The sequence below is a fragment of the Kordia antarctica genome, assembly GCF_009901525.1.
Lineage (GTDB): Bacteria > Bacteroidota > Bacteroidia > Flavobacteriales > Flavobacteriaceae > Kordia > Kordia antarctica.
Genome location: NZ_CP019288.1, coordinates 2,386,836 through 2,407,824, shown reverse-complemented (window position 1 = coordinate 2,407,824; position 20,989 = coordinate 2,386,836). Strand labels below are relative to the sequence as shown.

The 20,989-nt window shown below is 32.3% G+C and carries 14 protein-coding genes; 10 read left to right on the top strand and 4 right to left on the bottom strand.

All coding sequences use genetic code 11. The features are described 5' to 3' along the window. Positions 1 to 123 precede the first annotated feature (123 nt). Positions 124 to 1,872, top strand: coding sequence for an SIR2 family protein (locus IMCC3317_RS09735; RefSeq protein WP_160129322.1), 1,749 nt, complete (start codon positions 124 to 126; stop codon positions 1,870 to 1,872). Between the two features lie 258 nt (positions 1,873 to 2,130). Next, positions 2,131 to 2,817, top strand: coding sequence for a Type 1 glutamine amidotransferase-like domain-containing protein (locus IMCC3317_RS09730; protein ID WP_160129321.1), 687 nt, complete (start codon positions 2,131 to 2,133; stop codon positions 2,815 to 2,817). A 141-nt stretch (positions 2,818 to 2,958) separates the two neighbouring features. Here the strand turns inward: IMCC3317_RS09730 and IMCC3317_RS09725 are convergent, their stop codons facing one another. After that, positions 2,959 to 3,597, bottom strand: coding sequence for a carboxypeptidase-like regulatory domain-containing protein (locus IMCC3317_RS09725; protein WP_160129320.1), 639 nt, complete (start codon positions 3,595 to 3,597; stop codon positions 2,959 to 2,961). 701 nt (positions 3,598 to 4,298) lie between these two features. Between IMCC3317_RS09725 and IMCC3317_RS09720 the strand changes: the two genes are divergently transcribed. Beyond that, positions 4,299 to 4,667, top strand: a complete 369-nt coding sequence (locus IMCC3317_RS09720) for a VOC family protein (protein WP_160129319.1) — start codon at positions 4,299 to 4,301, stop codon at positions 4,665 to 4,667. Positions 4,668 to 4,857: 190 nt separating this feature from the next. Here IMCC3317_RS09720 and IMCC3317_RS09715 read toward each other — a convergent pair whose 3' ends face one another. Both IMCC3317_RS09715 and IMCC3317_RS09710 read right to left on the bottom strand, forming a co-directional pair. After that, positions 4,858 to 6,636, bottom strand: coding sequence for a T9SS type A sorting domain-containing protein (locus IMCC3317_RS09715; protein ID WP_160129318.1), 1,779 nt, complete (start codon positions 6,634 to 6,636; stop codon positions 4,858 to 4,860). A 64-nt stretch (positions 6,637 to 6,700) separates the two neighbouring features. Next, positions 6,701 to 13,345: an alpha-2-macroglobulin family protein gene (locus IMCC3317_RS09710; RefSeq protein ID WP_160129317.1), complete on the bottom strand. Its 6,645-nt coding sequence runs from the start codon at positions 13,343 to 13,345 to the stop codon at positions 6,701 to 6,703. Between the two features lie 258 nt (positions 13,346 to 13,603). On the opposite strand from IMCC3317_RS09710, the gene IMCC3317_RS09705 reads away from it, so the two are divergent. The 4 genes from IMCC3317_RS09705 (at position 13,604) to IMCC3317_RS09690 (ending at position 16,709) form a co-directional block, all read left to right on the top strand. Beyond that, positions 13,604 to 14,248, top strand: coding sequence for a DUF6624 domain-containing protein (locus tag IMCC3317_RS09705; protein ID WP_160129316.1), 645 nt, complete (start codon positions 13,604 to 13,606; stop codon positions 14,246 to 14,248). Between the two features lie 173 nt (positions 14,249 to 14,421). Then, entirely contained in the window at positions 14,422 to 15,555 is a 1,134-nt protein-coding gene (locus tag IMCC3317_RS09700; RefSeq protein ID WP_160129315.1) for a hypothetical protein, read from the top strand. A gap of 10 nt (positions 15,556 to 15,565) precedes the next feature. After that, positions 15,566 to 16,174 (top strand): hypothetical protein, encoded by a 609-nt coding sequence (locus IMCC3317_RS09695; protein ID WP_160129314.1) that lies wholly within the window; start codon positions 15,566 to 15,568, stop codon positions 16,172 to 16,174. A gap of 22 nt (positions 16,175 to 16,196) precedes the next feature. Further along, positions 16,197 to 16,709 (top strand): hypothetical protein, encoded by a 513-nt coding sequence (locus IMCC3317_RS09690; RefSeq protein WP_160129313.1) that lies wholly within the window; start codon positions 16,197 to 16,199, stop codon positions 16,707 to 16,709. Positions 16,710 to 16,961: 252 nt separating this feature from the next. On the opposite strand, the gene IMCC3317_RS09685 is transcribed toward IMCC3317_RS09690, so the two are convergent. Continuing rightward, positions 16,962 to 17,216, bottom strand: a complete 255-nt coding sequence (locus IMCC3317_RS09685) for a hypothetical protein (protein ID WP_160129312.1) — start codon at positions 17,214 to 17,216, stop codon at positions 16,962 to 16,964. 358 nt (positions 17,217 to 17,574) lie between these two features. On the opposite strand from IMCC3317_RS09685, the gene IMCC3317_RS09680 reads away from it, so the two are divergent. The 3 genes from IMCC3317_RS09680 to IMCC3317_RS09670 all read left to right on the top strand — a co-directional run bounded on the left by IMCC3317_RS09680 (position 17,575) and on the right by IMCC3317_RS09670 (position 20,988). After that, the gene (locus IMCC3317_RS09680) at positions 17,575 to 18,906 is read left to right on the top strand and encodes a TolC family protein (protein ID WP_160129311.1); all 1,332 of its coding nucleotides are present in this window, start codon (positions 17,575 to 17,577) and stop codon (positions 18,904 to 18,906) included. A 101-nt stretch (positions 18,907 to 19,007) separates the two neighbouring features. Further along, complete coding sequence (locus IMCC3317_RS09675) at positions 19,008 to 20,240, top strand: efflux RND transporter periplasmic adaptor subunit (RefSeq protein ID WP_160129310.1); 1,233 nt, start codon at positions 19,008 to 19,010, stop codon at positions 20,238 to 20,240. A 4-nt stretch (positions 20,241 to 20,244) separates the two neighbouring features. Next, on the top strand, positions 20,245 to 20,988 hold the full coding sequence (locus tag IMCC3317_RS09670) for an ABC transporter ATP-binding protein (protein ID WP_160131898.1): 744 nt from the start codon (positions 20,245 to 20,247) through the stop codon (positions 20,986 to 20,988). Position 20,989 lies beyond the last annotated feature (1 nt).

Sequence of the window (20,989 nt, the reverse complement as noted above, 5' to 3'; positions counted from 1 at the left end):
TTTACTTTTCTTCTTTCCATGTTTTAAATCGAAATAATAGTACTTAGAGCGATAAAGGTTTAGTTTTTAGTAATACTTGTCTTATATTTATGCAGGAAACGAAACTAGTTCGAAGTCGCGCATATGGTAAAAAGGAAAGAATTACAAGAACCTAAAAAAATTAGTCAAAAGCGACTCGTTCGTATTTTTAAAGACATAAAAGGAGTCAAAAGTGAAGACAATCGTTTTTGCTTTCTCATTGGAGCTGGCGCATCTAAAAGCTCAGGAATTCAAACAGGTTGGGAATTATCGGAAGAATGGTATCAAGAATTACAAGATGATTTAGAAGTAGACGAACTCAAAACTTGGGAAAAAGCAATAAAGTTTGATGCTAAAAAAGTAGGTGAGTTTTATTCGCATCTATATAAAAAACGATACGAATCTTGTCATCAAGTTGGCTATGATAAGTTTAAAAGAATCATGGAAAGCGCAGAACCTGGTTTGGGTTATGTAATTCTTGCCCGATTGCTCGCTGATGAAAAACACAACTTTGTCATCACTACTAATTTTGATTATCTCATTGAAGATGCTATCAGAATGTACACAGCTACAAAACCGTTTACAGCAGGTCATGAAATTATGGCACAGTTTATTTCTTCACAAACGGAACGACCAACAATTATAAAAGTACATCGAGATTTATTATTAAATCCTTTTAATGATGAGGAACAAACCAAGAAGTTAAAAGATGAATGGGGAAAAGCATTATTGCCTATTGTAAAAAACTTTAGTTTATTAGTGATTGGTTACGGTGGAAATGATGGAAGTCTTATGGATTATTTAACGGAAATAGATGCAAAAGATCGAAAACCTATCTATTGGTGTATTCGAAATGAAGACGATTTGAATGATAAAATACGCAAGTTATTAACGTCCAATGATTTCATAGTTGAAATAAAAGGATTTGATGAACTCATGCACAGTTTTAATTTCGCAATGGACTATAAAATTTTTAAAGATTTAGATGATATTGACAACCATCAATTTGTCATTGCGGCTAAAAAACGTGTGGAAACTTTAAAGGAAAAAAAGAGAGAATTATTAGAAAGACTTCAAAAAGAAAAGCCGGAAGATATTTCGGAAGAAACCAGAGAGATTTTCACAAGTGCTGAGAGATATTTGTTAAAGATCGCTTATGAGGAAGATACTGATAAAAAAGAAGATATATTTAAAGAAGCGATTGAGAGATTTCCTGATAATGTGGAATTATTGAATGATTATGCAATATTTTTAAAAAATTCTAAAAAAGATTATGACAAAGCTGAACTGTATTATAATAAAGTCAAAGAGTTAGCACCAGAAAGTGGAATTATTCTAGGTAACATAGCTAATTTTTTAACTGAAGTTAGAGGTAATCATGAATTAGCAGAAAAATATTACGAAGAGGCAATTTTATATAAAAAAAATGATTCTGTAATTTTGGGTAATTACGCGATATTTTTAGGAACTACACAAAAAAAATATGATAAAGCAGAAAAATATCATTATATGGCTTTATCGTTAGATGAAAATAATGCAAATAACTTAGGTAACTTAGGTAACTTATTAATATTACGAAAGAAAGATTTTAAAACAGCGAAAGAATACATTGAAAAATCATTTAAATACACTAAAGAAGATCAATTAGACTTATTAGCAGAACTCTGGTTTTACCGTTATACACATTATTCAGAATGGCGTGAAGAAGCAGAAAAGGAATTAGATAAACTAGTTGCCAAAGGAGCAAAGTCCATTGGTTGGAATTTTGAAGATCATATTACCATTGCAAAAGAAAACGGACATCCAAATATTAAAAAGTTGCAAGAATTTGCAGATGCTATTTCCAAAGAATAATATGTATCTTTCTGTTTTAAAGCTGAGAATACCAAACACCAAGTTTAGAATAAAAAAGTATTTCTCGATAGTTCTGCTGAGTTTATCGAAGTGCAGATTTCTCTGAAATTCCACTCGAAAAGACGCTAGTGTTTCCATTAAAAAAGTAACTTTCAATAACGAATAACGAATAACGAATAACGAATAACGAATAACGAATAACGAATAACGAATAACAAATCAACGAACAACCGAAAAAATAAACCAACAAAAAAACCAATGAAACCAACTCTATTCACATACGGCGGACAAGTCAATAAAGGATTTGTACAATATACAGCCAAACTCACAGGAAAGAAAAAACCGAAAATTTGCTTCTTGCCAACCGCAACAGGCGATGCACTTTGGTATATAAACTATTGGTACGAGTTGTGTCACGATTTGGAAGTTGAACCACATGTATTGAAAGTTTGGATTAGCACTAGTTCGCAAGATTGGGAATTTGAAGATCTATTGTTAGAAATGGACGCAATTATTGTCGGTGGCGGAAATACCTTAAACCTAATGACACTTCTAAAAGCGCACGAAATTGATAAAACATTCAAAAAAGCATACGATAAAGGAATTGTATTAGCTGGCGGAAGCGCAGGTTCGATATGTTGGTTCAATGGTGGATTTTCAGATTCTCGACCTAAAAAATTGACTTTTGTCGAAGGTTTCAATTTTTTACCATTTAGTAACTGTCCGCATTACCATTCGGATGCTTCGCGTCGTCCGTTATTTCATAGTAACATTCAAAAAGGAATCTTAACAGACGGTTATGCCTGTGATGATTTATCAGGAATCGTATTCGAAAACGGAAAAGTTGCCAAAGTTATGTCTTTAGATGAACACAATCATTCGTATTATGTATATAAAAAAGACGGCGAAGTTGTGGAAGAACGCTTAAAATCGGAGATTTTCTAGTTTCTAGTTTCTAGTCTTTAGCTGTTTGCTTTTAGTTTTTGATTGTTTTTCGACTGCGCTCGAAATGACATTTATAATTTGTACACTGAGCCTTTCGACTATCGCTCAAGATAAACTAAAGTCGAAGTGAACATTTATAATTTAAGCTTTCACAGCTTTCTTAGTTTCCAACAATTCTCCATCAACAATCGTGCGAATCAAATAGACTCCTTTTGCTTGAGTTGACAAATCAATTTGTGGAATTTTTGAAAGTTTCGTGTATGTTGAGGTTTGGATCAATTGTCCGTTCATATTGAAAACTTCAATTTGAATATTCGTATATGTTTTATCCAGCTGTAGCTGAAATAATCCGTTTGTAGAAGGATTTGGGAAGAGTGTACCTATAATTACATGATTGTATTCCTCTTCTATATAAATGACTTTCCAACTAAAACCACATCTTATTGTTCTATTATAATCTTCAGCAACAATAATTGAAGCATCCAACTTTTCCCATTCAGATTTTAGAATAATTGTAATCTCTTTTTGGTCACCAACTACAATTTCCTTCGTTTCAAATCCGAGATAAGAAATTTCTAAAGTATCTTTTGGAGTTACGTCAAGCGTGAACTGACCTTTTTTGTCTGTAATTGTGCCTTCTTTGGAGTTTTTCACAATCACATTCGCATCAGCGAGAATATTTTTATCTTCGTCATAAATAGTTCCTGTTACTGAGTTCATCTGTGCAAAGCAACAAATAGAAAGGCTGAAAAATAAGTAAAATAGTAAAGTTGATTTCATAGTTGAGTTGTTAGTTTGTCATTCCTGCGCAGGCAGGAATCTATTTTTTGTTTGATTAGATTTCAAAACTATACTATCTTTAAGTGTTTTGAAACGAGCAATGCGTGAACGTGTATTTTCATTGAGTGAAACTTCCCTTTTAATAAAATAATGCGAAATCATTGTTTTAGAGAGAATTATGGTTTTACCGTAACACTTTTTATTCTAGTTTTCTTAAATTCAATTATTATTAACTTTAAAAAATAACTTATGTTAGAACTCATTAAAAAATTAGAAAGCACACAAATTTTAGAGAAATCAGCGCAAAGTACTATTGTAGGCGGTATTGATTGGAGTAGATGTGTTTGTCCTTCTGTTTACTGTTGTCCAATAAAGTAATCTACATACTTTTATTTAGGAGTTTTCCTATGTAAGTAATGCTCCATAATCCATCTAATCGATTGAATTTCAATAAAAAATTACTTGATTAGATGGATTGTAATTTGTAGTTACAATTCTTATAGTAACACAACAAAAAAAGTAAATCTTAATATTCCCGAAAGTATATATATCTGCGCAACATGTTATAGTGAAGTACTTATACTAATACGAAAAGTAGTTTTGATTACAGGAAACTATTGTATCTTCTATTTTTAGAAAACAATCAAAATATGAAGTTTCTTTTGATTCAAACAAACGAAGAACTTAAACTCGGATAAATTATGAAAAGTGATAACATAAAATCAATTAGAGCTTTTATTGGCGCAAAGAATTTCGAAGTTTCTCGAAGTTTTTATCGCGATTTGGGTTTTGAAGAACTTTCCGTTTTGCACAATATGTCCTATTTTAAATTGGGCGATTTTGGCTTTTATTTGCAAGATGCATATGTAAAAGATTGGATTGAAAACACGATGATTTTCTTGGAAGTGGATGATTTAAAACAACATTTAGAAGCCATCAAAAAATTACATCTAGACCAGAAATATGAAAACGTACGTATCACAGAAATTACTTATAACGATTGGGGAAATGAATTTTTTATCTACGATCCGTCAGGGATTTTGTGGCATATTGGTGAGTTTGTGAAATAATTAAAAGATTCAAAGATTGAAGGAATTGAAAGATTGAAACATTACATTTTAAAATCTTCAAATCTTCAAATCTTCAAATCTTCAAATTGAAAAACGATCTCGATACAAATTTGTTTTACAAATTCACTCGATCTGACGTGTTGATGCATTTTCAAATTAATACATTTTAAAATCATCAAATTGTAACACATCATTCCTTTATAAAACGTGCGGTAAGCACTGTTTTATCGGTTGCGATTCTAATAAAATATTGACCTGTTTTCAAATCTGTGACATCAATAGACGTAAGCTCTGTATTTCTGTATGGGATTGTTTTAACTTTCTGTCCAAACATATTGTAAACCGTAAATGATGATATTGCAATGTTCTTCTTAAGTTTCAAGTTTAATGTGTTTTTAGTCGGATTTGGATACATCGTAAAATAGTCACTAAAAGAAGATTCTGGAGTACTTAATAAACAACAGAAAACTTCATGTGTTAATGAAATTGTATTATCCGAAGGTGTAAATTCTGTTTCTGAAGGTGTAACTGTTGCTGTATGGAAAAAATTATGCATTCCTTGACCAGTAAACTCTAAAACAACTAGAATTTCGCGAGTTTCAAAAGGTCTCAAATCTGTAAAATTCCATGATAACGAATTGCTAGTTTGATTCGTAGCAACAGGAGTTGTAGTCACCATTGTTATTTCTGCATTATCAAATCCGTAATTGAGCGTTCCCGATTGTGTGGTAGTTCCTTTGTTTTGATAAAAAATCCGAAAAGAAAATGACAAATCATTATCAGCCAGTGCAATAGGATAATCATCACTTATAGGATATGAAGTATTTGTAAAGGCTGCAACGCCAGAAGATCCAAATTCTATTGCTAAATCGTTATAAACTCCGTTTGGAGTCACACAAAAATCTTGGGTATTAGGAGCTGGATCAGCAGGAAAATTTACCGTTACGGAAGCTGGAGATATCGTAAAATATGTTGGATTAATTGGAACTGGTGTTACGGTATAATTTCCATCTTGAATGTCAAAATGATAGTTTCCTGTTGCATCAGAAAATGCAGTTCCTGTATTTGAACCATTATAAAGTGTAAACTCTAAATTTGGAGATACTGCGTCATTCATGTCACAACCATCAGCTTCTTCATCAAATAGAATAGCTCCAGTAATGGAATAAAAACTTTGCCCAGAAACATAGGAACACAAAGAGTTTACATAGCAATCAGTATATCCGTATTCAGTTATTTTATTTTCTACAATTGTAAATAGTTCCGGATCGGCGCAAATATATTTTAATGTAGGATTCCCGGAAAAACTCCATCCAGTTTGCCGAAAATTTCCATTTTTTATATTTAATGATTCAAGCAAGTTATTATCACATCTAAGTAATATAAGTGAAGATAAATTACTAACATCTAAACTTGTCAATAAGTTTCCTTTACAGTCTAGACGATAAGCTTCCGTTAAAACTTGCGCATCCAAAGTGGTAATTTGATTGTCATTTATAGACAACGCGCCTAAATTGGGCAATCCATTAAGATATATACTCGTTAATTGATTCGTATTAAGATTGATATATTCCAAACTTGCAGATCCAGCAATAGTAACACTTGTCAAGCTATTATTATTGGCGTTTACTTTTTCTATGTTGTTTAATGCTGATAAATCAAGTATTGTTAAATTATTATAATCACAATTTAATGTGCGAATATTTGCAAAAGATTCTAAACCAGTTAGGTCAGAAATATTCGAACTTCTTAAATGAAGCGTCCCAACTAATAAAGCTTCAGAAACTTCAATTTCTCCATCATCATTAGCGTCTAACTTAAACGAACCTCCGCTAGTTCCATATGCTATTCCGTTGCCAGACTCTGCAGCTAATAACTTAGCTTTAAAATTAGCATCTGGGAAATTAATGATTTGCGCATAGGAAGATGCAGTAATACATAACGTAAGGATGAGTAGTAATTTTTTCATAATCGGTAGTGTTCATACTCAAAAATAGGTAAATATAGTTTAGTAGGCAAGTTATAATCTTGGCTTACTCAGCAGCTACTGTTATCCGAATTCCTTTGGTATGACTTCTAAATTCGGGCGCATACATACTTTCAATCGTGGTAATTCCGTTGGAGAACTCTCCAATATTATTGACGCGAACTTCATATTCTAAGATGAAAACTCCTTTCGGAACTCTATCAAAAAAGAAATTTGTACTTGCATCGCGTGTACTTTCAAAATACCCAATTCCGTCTTGCCATTTATATTCAGACAATACATTTACAGGTTCTAAACCAGCTGCACGCATATCTTTTAAGTGAATAAATTCGAGGTCTTTTTTGTTTCTAATTGTTAATCGAACTGTGATAAGATCGCCAATTTTCAACGAACGTTTCGCAAGTGGAATCAACATTTCTTTTTCTTTTACATATAACTCTTTTGTAACTTGTAACGAAGCTTCATCATTTTGTGTAATGTTTTCCAATTCTTCAAAATACTGCCAATAAATGCCGCCAAAACCAACCGTTTTACTATTGTTTGAAACCTTTATCGTTGCTTTATCTTTTGTAATTTCATCTTTGTTCCAAGAAGTCTTAAAATAACCTGAACCTGCTTCTTTGGCAGTTTCGTCTAGTTTTTTAGTTTTGATTTTTTTAGTTCCAATAGTGAAAACTGTATTGTCTTTGATAGAAACAAATGCTGTCGGATTCAACAATAATGCATAAATCGCTTTTGTCGTGGCTTTCGTAGTTGCCCATTGCGACGTTTGTTTTTGTTGCAATAACCATAATTGTAATTCTTGCACAATTGTATCATCTTTTGTAATTTCTGAAAAGGCTTCAATCAATAATGCTTGCTTTTCTACTGCATGCGAATTGGAATACCGCGCTTCTGTAATTTCTTTCCAATACATGCCAGATTCGGTAGTTTTTACAGCAGATTCTTCCAACGATTCCATAATTTTTTTAGCTTCTCGGTGTTTTCCCATTCGTTCCAACGAAAGTGCCAACATTGCTTTTTCTTCTAATGATAATAAAACCCATTTTTTCTGTAAATTATCTAAGTAGAAATTCATTACTTTTTTTACTTCCTTAGAAATAGGCATTTTTGCTGTTATCATACTTCGCGTATATAAATAGCGCAATTGTTGTTTGAATGTGCTTTTATTTGTTGATTTTTTTTGGATGGAATATGCCATTAAGAAACGATTATCCGCAAACGAGTACGCATCTTTCATGATTTCTGTTACGCTTGATTCTTCATCAGAAATAGCACCTAATTTTACTAAATGTCCATACGTTTGTAAAATATGAAGTGTGATGTACAGATTTTCTTTTCCGCCAGAAAACCAAGGAAATCCGCCAGATGCAGTTTGCATATCTTCTAATTTTAGCAACATTTCCAATTGCAAACTCTCCATTGTTTTTTTGTCAAATAATTGTGTCAACCGTTGTTTCTTTTTCGTTTCTGAAGCTGCATCACGAACCCAAGGAGTTTCAGAAAGTAGCATTGTTTTTAATTCGGAGTTTTTTTCTAAATCAGATACTAATTGTTCGTTTGCTTTCCACGATTCAAAGACTTCTTTTATTTCGGGAGAACTTTGCAAAATATATCCTGAAATCATATTGGCATATAAACGTGCGAAGGTTTGTTCGGCACATTCATACGGATATTCTAGTAAATATGGCAATGATTGAATCGCGCTCCAAGTCGGATTCGATGTATATTCCAGCGTCAATTTGTGATGTTTCAAACTTGTACTTGTGTTGTTGGCAAGTTTGCTAAATGTTACTTCTTTTTCTTCTCCAGCTTTTACCCAAATCGGTTTTGCTTCGGTGATGAGAATACTATTTTTCAATACTGGCAATGCACTTTCTTCTCCATCTGAGTAATTTCCCGCTTTAGCGATAACTTTATACTGAATAGCATCTACACCTTCAGGAATATAGAGTTTCCATGATACATTTGTATTGCCTTTTGCGTCAATAGTAAATGCTTTATTTTTAGCTGCCAAATGCACTTTTGCATCAATCGATTCCATTGTTTGCGCATCGAATAACCGAAGTGAAGCAATTCCTTTCGTAGTTTTATTTTGAATATTTACAATTTTAGAAGCTATGACAATCGTATCTTTTTCACGTAAAAAACGTGGCATATTTGGCACAACCATGAGTTCTTTTTGTGTTACTGCATTTTTTTCAGTATTGCCAAAAGCACCATTTTTTTGATGTGCAAATAGTTGAAGTTTCCAGCGAGTTAATGCTTCTGGAGAAGTAAAGGTAAACGAAACAATTCCTTCTGAATTTGTACGTAAGTTTGGATAGAAAAAGGCAGTTTCCTTTAAGTCTTTTCGCGTTTCTACGGTTTCAATATCTTCTTCTGAAAGTCCTACAACAACTTCTTTGCCATCAATAATTTCTTTGGTAGTTCCGTATTTTGTAGTAATGAGAACAACGCCATTTGCGCCTCTACCTCCATACAACGCAGTTGCCGAAATATCTTTTAAAACACTCAATGATGTGATATTTCCTTGATTCAGATTTCTAAAAACTGCCCGACTCACAGGAACTCCATCGACTACAAATAATGGTTCTACATCGCCTTGCAAAGTAGCGGTTCCTCTAATTATAATAGTTGCACTGCTTCCAGATTGTCCACTTCCTGTATTTACACTTACGCCAGCCGCTGCTCCAGAAAGGATTTGCTCAAGTGAACCAGTTGGAATTCTACTTATAACTTCGCCATTTACAGTAATTACGCCATTATTTGCAGGACCGTACGTTGTAGCGCCGCCATACGCAACAATTACAACTGCTTCCAATGCATTGCCAGGTTCTAATTTAGCATTGATACTTTTGTAATTGCCAACAACAATTTTTTTAGTTGTGAAACCAACATAACTAAATGTCAATGTGTCTTCTGGGTTTGCTTTTATAACATACAAACCATCAAAATCAGTAGTAACACCAGTTTCAGTTCCTTTTATTAGAACAGTTGCGCCAGGCAAAGGTAATCCTGTATCATCAGTGACAACGCCACTTATATTGCCAAACCGTTGTGTTTCATTCTTCTTTTTATATTTCAAGGCCATTAAATAGTGTTTGTTGTTGAATTGTGTATTGTTTAGGTTGAATCCAAACCAATCAAATTTTATATAATCTCTGAAGTTGGGAATTTTAGTTACATTAATAAAGCTACTGTAACTTGAAGTTTTTACACTTCTGAAACCTTCATACGCATCAACATTTGGGATGGAATAATAGTTTTCGCCAAAGTAATATTGATAACCGTCCCATTCATGCTTTTCAATTTGATCGAGAGATTCGTCGTACATAGAAGCAAGTAATTCGGTTGGTTGCACGTTATTGTCAAAATCGGTGATTTTAAAACTCCATGTTTCTGGTGTTCCAGGCAAGAGTTTGTTGCGAAAACTTACCGTTTCAATGTTTAGATATTTCTTTCTACTTTTAAAACTATATGTGTAATAATCCGTCTGAAACGTATTGAATTTCACAAAACTAAAATGTATAGTAAATTGATCGTCGTAATTTTTTTGAATCGGAATTTTGATGATTGACATTCCGTCTCGCAAGGTTGTAATTGTGTAATATTCTAATGTTGTTTTGTGAAAACTATGTATATAAACTTGAAGCGGAGTATCGCGAAAGCTTGAAAGTAATTTTATTTCTATAAAGCCATCTTCAATAAAATCGGTATTTAGAATGTGATATTTGAAGATCCTGTTGTCTTTGAGAAAAGTGTCTTTTTTATTTTTTATAGTAAACGTTTTGGTGATTTCTCTTGTAGCACCAAATTCGGTTGTTGCCTCCGCTTCTAAAATATATGTGCCAGATTCCCAAGTGCTAAAATCGTAGGTTGTTATTTTATTTTTGTTGATGTCAAACGTTTCAGAAAGTAATAAACTGTCTTCTATTTTTGATAGCACTTCATCGTTTTTGTCATAGGTAAAATGTGGAAATTGTTCCGTAAATACTTCTTTTTGCATTTGATATGTTTCGGGCATTTTCCAAGGTCGGTTTACGTAAGTGCGTTTGGGATTTTCACGTTTGTAAATGTTCAGTTTCCCTGTTGCTTTTAGAGGAACACCGTTTAAATCTAACACTCGGATATCTATGTTGAATGGTTTTTCTGCGGAATGTTCTGAAGGAATAATTGTGTGAAATTCAAAATCATCATAGCCAATATCAATTGTTTTTTCGGCAGTTTGTGTTTCGCCATTCAAATCAATTATCTCTATATCAATAGTATAGGAATGATAATTTAAGTCTTCTTTTTTTATGTTTGAATCAGCAATTGCATCAAAAGAAATTTTGAAGTTTCCTTTGGCATCTGTTTTTGTAGTATCGGTTGCAACCACAATAGTTTTATTGAAATTTTCACGATCGTTATTCGTATAATCCTTTAAATATCCTTTTCGTTTGATAGTATATTTTACGTTTGCTTCCGAAACAACACTGCCCAATAATGCTTTTGCTTTTCCGCTGATAATAACATAATCGTTAAATCTATAGTTTTCAGTAATCGGATTTAGGATTACTTCAAATCGCGGACGTTTATATTCTTCTACTTGAAAATAAGTATTTCTATCAGTAAAGCCAACATAATCCCAAAACGGATGTTCGTCTTCTTCAGCGTTATAATTCTCATCCTTTTCATACTCATAATCTTCATCTATTGAAATAGAATATTCGCCAGTAGGCGCATTTTTAGGAAGTGTAAACGATTCGTTAAACGAACCAAATTCATTCGTTTTAAGTCTGAATGTTTTTATTTCATCACGATTAGCATATATAGAAACTTCAAAATATACATTTGGAACAACACTAGTTATTTCATTTTTGTATTGCAATGCAATTCCTTTAAAATAAATGGTTTGCCCAGGACGATATATACTTCTGTCCATAAGTATAAACGCACGTGCTTCAAAATATTCATCATCTTCATCGTTTTTGTCTGCACGTTTGCTATCTAAATGTCCGCTAATTTCCAGCGTATCTTTTTCATATGTAATCATTTCATTTAGAGCAATTTCTTCTGCTCTTTTTTCAATAGTTGCTTCTCCTTTTAAGTTTGTAAATAGTTTCTGTTTTACAGTTCCGTTGGCGTTCCAGACTTCAATTTTTGCTTTGTAAATTGGTTTGCCCGAAGTTCTATCAGCTACAATATATTGTTGTTTCCCAATGTATTCAGTTTTCATAACTGCAATATTGGTTTTCACAGTTTTTACATGTTTGAACAGATAGTTTTCGTCATGTTCATTTTTTGTATTTGTAGCTACAATCAAGTATTTTCCAAGTGGAAGTTTTGGAATACTAATTTCCGTTGTATGTTCATTATAATCTTTTGGAATTTTTAGGATATATTCTTTTTCAAGAAAAGGTACATGTGTTTTTGCGAATATTTTTACCAAAGAATCTGCATCGTATAGTTTATGATTTCGTTTGAAAACTTTTGAGGTTTTATATATTTTGAGTTTTAATGTATCTATGTTTTTCAACTCAACTCTTGCCAACATTGGTTTATTAGGAACACTAAATTCTTCCACCGTAAATTTTAAATACTCTTTTTCAATTTCTTTTAAAAGCAATTTACATTTAATGCTTCCTTGAGAGTTTGGATATTTCGCAATTGTGCGTGTTGCAAGTTGTTGTGCTTTGGTTTTAAAAATATCAACAGTTGCGTTGTTGTTATGCAATTGAAATGTTTGACTGCGATAGATGTATTCCGTTGCAATTTCATAATTCAGCAACGCTTCATTAGGATTATTTGCACACTTATTTGCCAAATTAACCAATGCTTCAGCATACCAATTTCGAGATTCACTTTCGGCGGAATGTGTAGCAATAAACTTTAGGCGTTGCAATACAACATCAACATATGCATCTTTAGTGTTTTGATGCAGTTTTTCAAGATTTTGAAACAATCGTAAGGTGTTAAATTTTGATAAAGTTTCTTCTGTTGTCGTTTTAAAAGGAATCTTTAAAAAGCTTCCATTGACGTCAAAATATTCTTTAGAATATGTAATTGTATCACGAATTTGATAGTGATGTGGAAGATTGTTTTTATAAAAATCCAACATATTATGCGCTAAAATATCATATAATGTTGATCTATATGGAAGCGTATTTCCTTTCCCTTTCATAAACGCCAAATAATCTTTTACGGGAAGTTGTTGCAATGCTTTTTCCTGTTGAATAGAATTTTGAAAGTGACGATTAATTTCAATTAAAAACGTTTGTATATCCCAAATTTGATAATCGTTAGCAACAACAGCTGTTTTTACATACGAACGCGAACGAATTTTGTATTGATGTTTTTTTAAATATTGAGACAGAAAATCGGCATAAATATTTTCTAAAATTGCATTCGTAGGAAACGATTGTTTATCTATTTCTTTTTGTAATTGATTGAAAATTAAGCTTTCTGCATCTTCCTTTAACAGTAATGAAAACTTTGAACTGTATATGAAACTCTTTATAATTTGTTCCGTATTTTGTTCTTTATCAGCTCTTTTATAAATGCGTTGTACAACTTTATTGGCAGAAGTTAATTTTCCTTTTAACTCTAGATTTTCTACCTTTTGCCAATCTTTTCCGTAGTTGTGTTGTGCAAGACTCAATTGAAAACATAAAATGGTAAAAATGCTGATTACGTAAAAATTTCTCATCGTATTTGGGTTGGTTTACAAAGCAAATAACTTCAAATAGTAATAAATACACAATGACCAATTAGTGAACGTGTCGTATGAATTAGGGAAACGAATTTTTGATTGACGATTGAAGATTGACGATTGCTTATTTTCGAATATTGAACAACGAACAACGAATAAACAAATCAACAAACAACGAATAAACAAATAACAAACAGTAGGAATTCCGTATATTCAAATATTAATATTTAGATTAAACCGATTAAAACTATAAAAATGAAATTTATACCAATACTCTTTTTTCTATGTTCGATTTCGTGTTTTAGTCAAGAAAAACTAAAAGATACTCCTAAAAACCTCATCGTAGTTTTAGATACAATTTGGGAAACCGAACAAACTCCTATACGATTGCGAGATGCAGCAATGAGAAGTCACGGTGCAGAATCTGAAGAATTTATAAAGCATCAAATAGTATATAAACAAAACCACGATATCAATGAAAAGAAAGTAATTGCTATTTTAAATACGTATGGTTGGCCAACGAAAGAAATGATTGGCGAACGCGGAAATTTGACACTATGTAACGTTATTCAGCATGCTGAAAATGAAACTAGAATAAAATATCTTCCGATGATGCGCCAAGCAGTAAAAGACAAAAAATTAGAACCTCGTTTTTTGGCTAGAGCAGTAGATAGAATTGCCACCGAAACTGGCGATTTACAAATTTATGGTGGACAAATGAAATATTATCCAGAAACGAAAAGTTTTAATGTTTGGCCAGTTTTTGATCCAGCAAATATTGACAAAAGAAGAGCCAAAATTGGACTTGAACCAATCGCGGAATTTCTTAAAAATAGATTTAACTTTGAATGGAATTTGGAAGAACAACTTAAAAGAACTGCTGCTTTTGAAAAAAGTTGAAAGTTGAAAGTTGAAAGTGAAAAGTGCGCCGCATTGAGCATTATTGAAATCAAAATACATTTTGATTGAAAATACCAAGCGAAGCTATCGAAATGAAAATTGCAGCTGAAAAGTGAAACAAATCAACAAATCTACAAAAAGACAAAAAAGCAAAGCGACAAACCCAACACCACATGAAAAACCATTCTATACTCTTACTTTCTTTCTGTTTCGCTTTCGCGAATGTACACGCACAGGAATTTTCCAAGCCAAGTTTTCCATCGCCAGAAAAATCTTTTTATACGTATTTGGACAATGAAAACATTTCTGATCCTTCTAAATACAATGGAAACGTAAAAAAGGTGATTCGCACATTTAAAGAATACGAAATTGGTGTTGATGTAATAACATTGGAAAAAACAACCATGTTTGTCAATACAAAAGGAGAATTTGAAAAATCGGTAAAGCGTGAATATTCGTTTGGTGTGGAGAGTTCTAAGCAGGAAATCAATCATTTGGAAACTCCGAAAGCAATTGTCAAAACAGCAGAAAATAAAACTATAAAAATCATCAAAAATGAATTGAATGACGATTTAGGATATGAATATGAAGAAAAAGGCGATGATTATTATGTGTATGAAAATGATCGTTTGACTGCTTTTTATAATAATAATGACAGTGTTTCTTATACGTATGATGAAAAAAACCGATTGATTTCTGTCAAATATTTTGAAAGCTTACTCACAGAAGAATACAATCATGAAGATGAATCATCCACACTTTGGCGAAGTCAATTTGAAGACAAAGCGTTGGAACGAATAACCTATGAAAACGGACGCGTTAAAAGCAAAGAAATGTATGATAAATTTGGCGAAGTCATTGATATTTATAAAACTACGTATACATATTCGGCGGATAATTTAGTCGAGAAATTTCAAACCGTATACACACGTTATTTATATGATTACTACGATACTTCCATTCCGATAGAAAAACAGAAATACATGGAATTTCCTGTGGTTGGTTCTAAAGAAAGTATACAAACTGGAACATTTCAATATTCAGAAAAAAATAAAATTCGTTCGTATATTATGGAAAATGGCGACGAAAAAGAAGTTTATAAAATTACGTTTGATGCTAATCATAGAATGCATATTGTAGCAGGGAATCTACAATTCTATCAAAAAGGAAATCTTCAAAAATTAGAAGTAGAATACGAATATTTATATGACGAAAAAGGAAATCCGAAATCCATCATATCCGCTTATTATATTGGCGGCGAAAAAATGATTCATAAAGAAACCACTTTTGAAATTGAGTATTATTAAAAAGGAAATGATGAGATTTTCTAAAAATAGAATAGGTGCAGTTTTGATAATTTTAATGTTACTTTTTAGTTGTGAAACAAAAACGCATCAAACAGAAACAAAACCCGAACACACTAAAAAAGCAGCTATAATTCTTCAGGAAAAGCAAGTAGACACAGTAGTTTCTAACCAAATTCAAAATAAAATAATTGCGCCAAAAGGAAGTCAAATATTCGATGAAAGTGTAAAGCTCCGATATCTAAGAACAGTAAATGGTTACAGACTCACAGCTATAAAAGTAGACGAATGCGAAGATTCTGATGATAGTATTGAAGTGGCAAATAGTGATAAAACAATTAGTGAAATAACGTTTAAAGAAGATTCTTTTAGCATTACATTCTCAGCAGTAGAAAACTGTTGCTCAGCGTTTTTATGTGAAGCAGAAATTATTGATAAAGCTACGTTAAATATCATCTATCATCCTTTTGGTCGCCATTGTTCTTGCAATTGTAAATTTGAAATGGAATATACATTTACATTTGATGATGCTTTAGAAGAAATTGGACAAAAAAGAACAGTTATTAAGTACGTTCAATTTAATAATGAACCAACTTCGAGAGTTGAGTTTAAAAATAAATAGTTCTATATAATTTATGATTACAATGAAAAAAATAAGTGGATTACTTTTCGGAATATTTATAGTTATTAGCTGTGCAAATTCTAACAAATTAAATGTAAATGCTGAAAAATCATCCGAATGGAGAGATAATAATGGTGTAGATACGAAGTCGTTTTATACATCATCTGAATTGTGTGAAAAGATTATTGGTAAGTTTAAAATAAGATCAAGACTTCATAAAAACGCATTGGAAAAAGATGTTTTCAACGGAGGAATGTCAAGTAGGTGGTTAGAGATTGGAAAAGATTCAATTATATATTATACGCCATATGGTGAAGTTGCTGATAGTGGTTTGTGTAATTGTAAGGATGATGTGCTCACAATCAATTGGAATGTCCGATATGATCGACAAATTGAATACAAAATTCATTTTAATTCTGCAGACACTTTAGAACTTAGATACTATGATTATCCTTACAGTTTGGATACATTTAGTTATGATAAGACCAAGGAACCTACTAATCCAACAAAATTAATTGGAATAATGAAGCGATAACTTATGAAACATATAAGAATTAAGATTTCAATAATTATATGTTCTGATAGTATCATATGATACTATCAAAATTGTTTTTTAGGGAACATAAATTAATCTTCAAATCGTACAGACTTTTATCAAAATTCATACTCAAAAGAGCACTCAAAAAAAACCTGCTTAGGTTTTAGTAAAAACTACCGCAAGAAACAACAAAAACTAGCGGAGGTTTTGGGTAAAACCTCCGCACCTTTTCTATCCTCAAGTTTGAGATTATAATTCCCAAGCTAATTTTGCTTCTCCACTTACAATTCTATAATCTAACTGTAAAGAGTTGCTTGTGACTGTAACTTCTACACTTTGCCCTGGCTTTAATGGAATTGAAGGTTTAGTTCCATTAAGTCCATAAAAAGCTTGCGCTTGATCTTGTGGGCTAAACGTAAGAATAATGTTTGCAGGGAATTTTTTTGGGTTAATTTGCGCACTTCCTGTTGTTGCGGGATTCAAAATTAAAGTTGATCTACTCATAATAATTTGTTTTTAAGATGATTAAATAATATTGTGTTTCTTTCAATAAGAAACTTGGTTAGAACTTCTTTTACAAAACTCCAAATTTTTAAGAGGCAAGAAAAGCGTATTATTCCGTAAATTACAATACACGTACATTACACAAAATGTGCGTACATATACTTGTGGTGGGTAAATAATTAGGCGAATAAGGTAGCTTAGTAGAAATAATGATATAGCAACTATTTTATAACTTTTACAAAAATCTTATCGATAAATTTATGGCTTTTGTATAGTCAATTGTCTCAAACGTCTATTTCTTTATAGGAAGAAAGGATATTGTCTCACTTTTGAAGTGTTAAATCAAAACATTCAAAAAATGAAATTATATCTAATCATTGCAAGCTTATTATTTGTGCAGTTCTCGTTTGCACAAGATGCTACCAAAAACTCATCGCCAAAAGTTTGGTCGTTGGAAGATTGTATTACCTACGCTTTAGAAAATAACATTACGGTTAAAGATGCTGCATTAAATACAAACATTGCAGCAGTAGATTATAGCAAAGCGAAATCGTCAAGATTACCGAATTTATTTGGGAGTGCTTCACAAAGTTTTTCTAATGGAAATACTATTGATCCTATTACAAGTAGTTACGTTACAGATCAAATACACAGTACAAATGTTGGAATAAATAGTTCTATAACGCTGTTTCAAGGGAATCAAATTAACAATCAAATTAAACAAAATAAAATACGATTCGACCAAAGTATTTTTTTAGAAGAAGTAGAAAAAAACAACATCATTTTAAATCTTTTAGAAACCTATTTACAAACGCTCTACAGTAAAGAAAATATTGTTATTTCGGAAAATAATTTAGCAGCTTCAGAAAAAGAAGTTCTAAGAGCAAAAGCACGTTTAGATGCAGGAACTATTGCATTGAGCGATTATACCGAAGCGCAAAGCCAAGCAGCAACGAACAAATACAATCTGATTTCAGCTAAAAACGAGTACCAACAATATATAATCCAATTAAAACAACTATTGGAATTATCTCCACTGGAAGATTTGGAAATTGAGAGCATTGACGAAAACATGGATCTCATAAATCTAGAACTTGATAAGGTTGAGGTGTATACGAACGCTTTAGGGTTTCTGCCAGAAATTCAGGCAAGCAATTTAAACATTGCGGCAAACGAGAATGAACTTGTTATTGCCAAAGGTAGATATTTGCCAACATTATCGTTAACAGGAAGTATTGGTTCTGGATATACAAGCATCAATGATAATACATTCTCAGATCAATTTAATGTGAATTTTAATCAAAAATTGGGCTTGACTTTAACGATTCCAATATTTAATAGAAACGAAACAAAAGCGGCAGTACAAACCGCTAGAATAAATATAGAGAAAGCAGCAATACAAAAGCAGTCAACTGAAAAGGAAATTTATAAAAAAGTAGAAACAGCGTATCAAAATGCAGTATCTGCACAAGAGCAAGTCATTGCAGCGGAAGCTTCAAAAGTTGCATCGGAGCAATCGTACAAATTAGCACAAAAAAAGTATGAATTAGGAGGTTTAAGTACAACCGATTTAGTGATAAGTCAAAACACATTCACTAACGCACAACAAAACTATTTACAAGCCAAATACTTAAATATTTTATACCATCAATTAGTACAATTCTATCAAGGAAACGAAATCAAACTTTAATCAATACCACATGAATTGAACATGCTAAAAAGCTTGTCAACTAAGAAAATGATTAATAGCAAACAGCATGTTTCCATTAAAATAACATTAAACATACTTACATGAAAACTAAAAAAAATATCATCATAACTAGCATTATAGTAGTCATTATAGCTATTGTAGGATACAGTTTTATAAAAGGCGAAGATGCTATTATTATAGAAGCTAAAACAGTTGCGGTTAAAAAAGCAAACGTAACCACAATGGTTACAGCAACAGGAACTATGGAACCAATTACACAAGTAGAAGTTGGTACACAAGTATCTGGAGTTGTCGAAAAAATATACGTAGACTATAACAGCGTAGTAAAAGAAGGTCAGCTTATTGCCGAATTGGATAAGACAAATTTAAACGCTTCTAAAACGCAAGCGCAAGCTGCATATGATAATGCGGTAAGTCAAAGAAATTACATGAAAACAATATATGACAGACAAAAAACCTTGTATGATAATCAAGTAATTAGTAAATCAGATTTTGACGATGCAGAATTCAATTATCAAACAGCAATAGGAACAGTAACTCAACGTTTATCTGATTTGCAATCGGCTAGAACCAACTTAGGATATGCCAATATTTATTCGCCAATTGATGGTGTTGTATTATCTAGAGCTATTGATGAAGGACAAACCGTTGCGGCAAGTTTAAGCACGCCAACATTATTTACCATTGCACAAGATTTAAAAGAAATGCAAGTAGAAGCAGATGTTGACGAAGCTGATATAGGACAAGTAAAAGATGGACAACGTGTTGAGTTTACTGTAGATGCTTACATAGGCGAAACCTTTAATGGCGTTGTAACGCAAGTACGATTAGATCCAACAGTAACTTCAAATGTGGTGACATATACAGTTGTTATTAAAGCGGAAAATGAAGATTTAAAACTAAAACCAGGATTGACAGCAACCATTTCAATTTACACCTTAGAGTTAAATAGTGTGTTAACTGCCCAAGCAAAGGCCATTAATTTTAAACCTACACCTGCACAATTAGCAGCGTATAACGAACAACAAAATATAAAAGTTGAAGCGTCTAATGAAAGATCAACAGATAGGTCATCAACAAATAAAGAGAATGGTAGCGTTGTTTGGGTTTACAGTAGTACTGGAGAAATAAAATCTCAAAAAGTCACTTTGGGAGCAAGTGATGGTGTTAACGTTCAAATTTTAGAAGGTATTTCTGAAGGTGACAAATTAGTGTACAGTTTAGAAGGCGTAAGTGCTTCTGAAACAAAAACAACAGATAAAAGCGAAAGTCCATTTATGCCACAACAAACGCGAGGTGGAAGAAAAAGATAATATGATGAGCAAAGAAATTATAAAAATAGAAGACTTAAAACGTGAGTTTACGATGGGCAATGAAACCGTTCACGCGTTAAAAGGGATTTCGTTTGACATTAAAGAAGGTGAGTTTGTAACCATTATGGGTTCATCTGGTTCTGGAAAAAGTACGATGTTGAATATTTTAGGATGTTTAGATCAGCCAACATCAGGAATCTATGAAATTGATGGTGTATCTGTAAAAGACTTAAGCCGAAATCAATTAGCAACCATTAGAAACGAAAAAATTGGATTCATTTTTCAATCCTACAATTTACTAGCAAGAACCTCAGCTCTTGAAAACGTAGAATTACCATTGCTATACAACAGTAAAGTTTCTACTGAAGAACGAAGAAAAAGAGCCATTAAAGCATTAGAAATGGTTGGTTTGGGAGATAGAATGGATCATACGCCTTCGCAACTTTCGGGAGGACAACAACAACGTGTTGCTATTGCAAGATCGTTGGTAAACAATCCAGTAATGATTCTTGCAGATGAAGCAACAGGAAACTTAGACACACGAACTTCTTACGAAATTATGTCTCTCTTTCAAGAATTGAACAAACAGGGCATCACCATCACGTTCGTAACACACGAGCAAGATATTGCAACGTTTAGCAGTAGAACCATTGTTTTAAAAGATGGAAATATAATTCAGGATTATAAAAATCACAAAGTACAATCGGCAGAAGAACAGTTAGCAAAATTACCGAAAGAAAACCATTAAT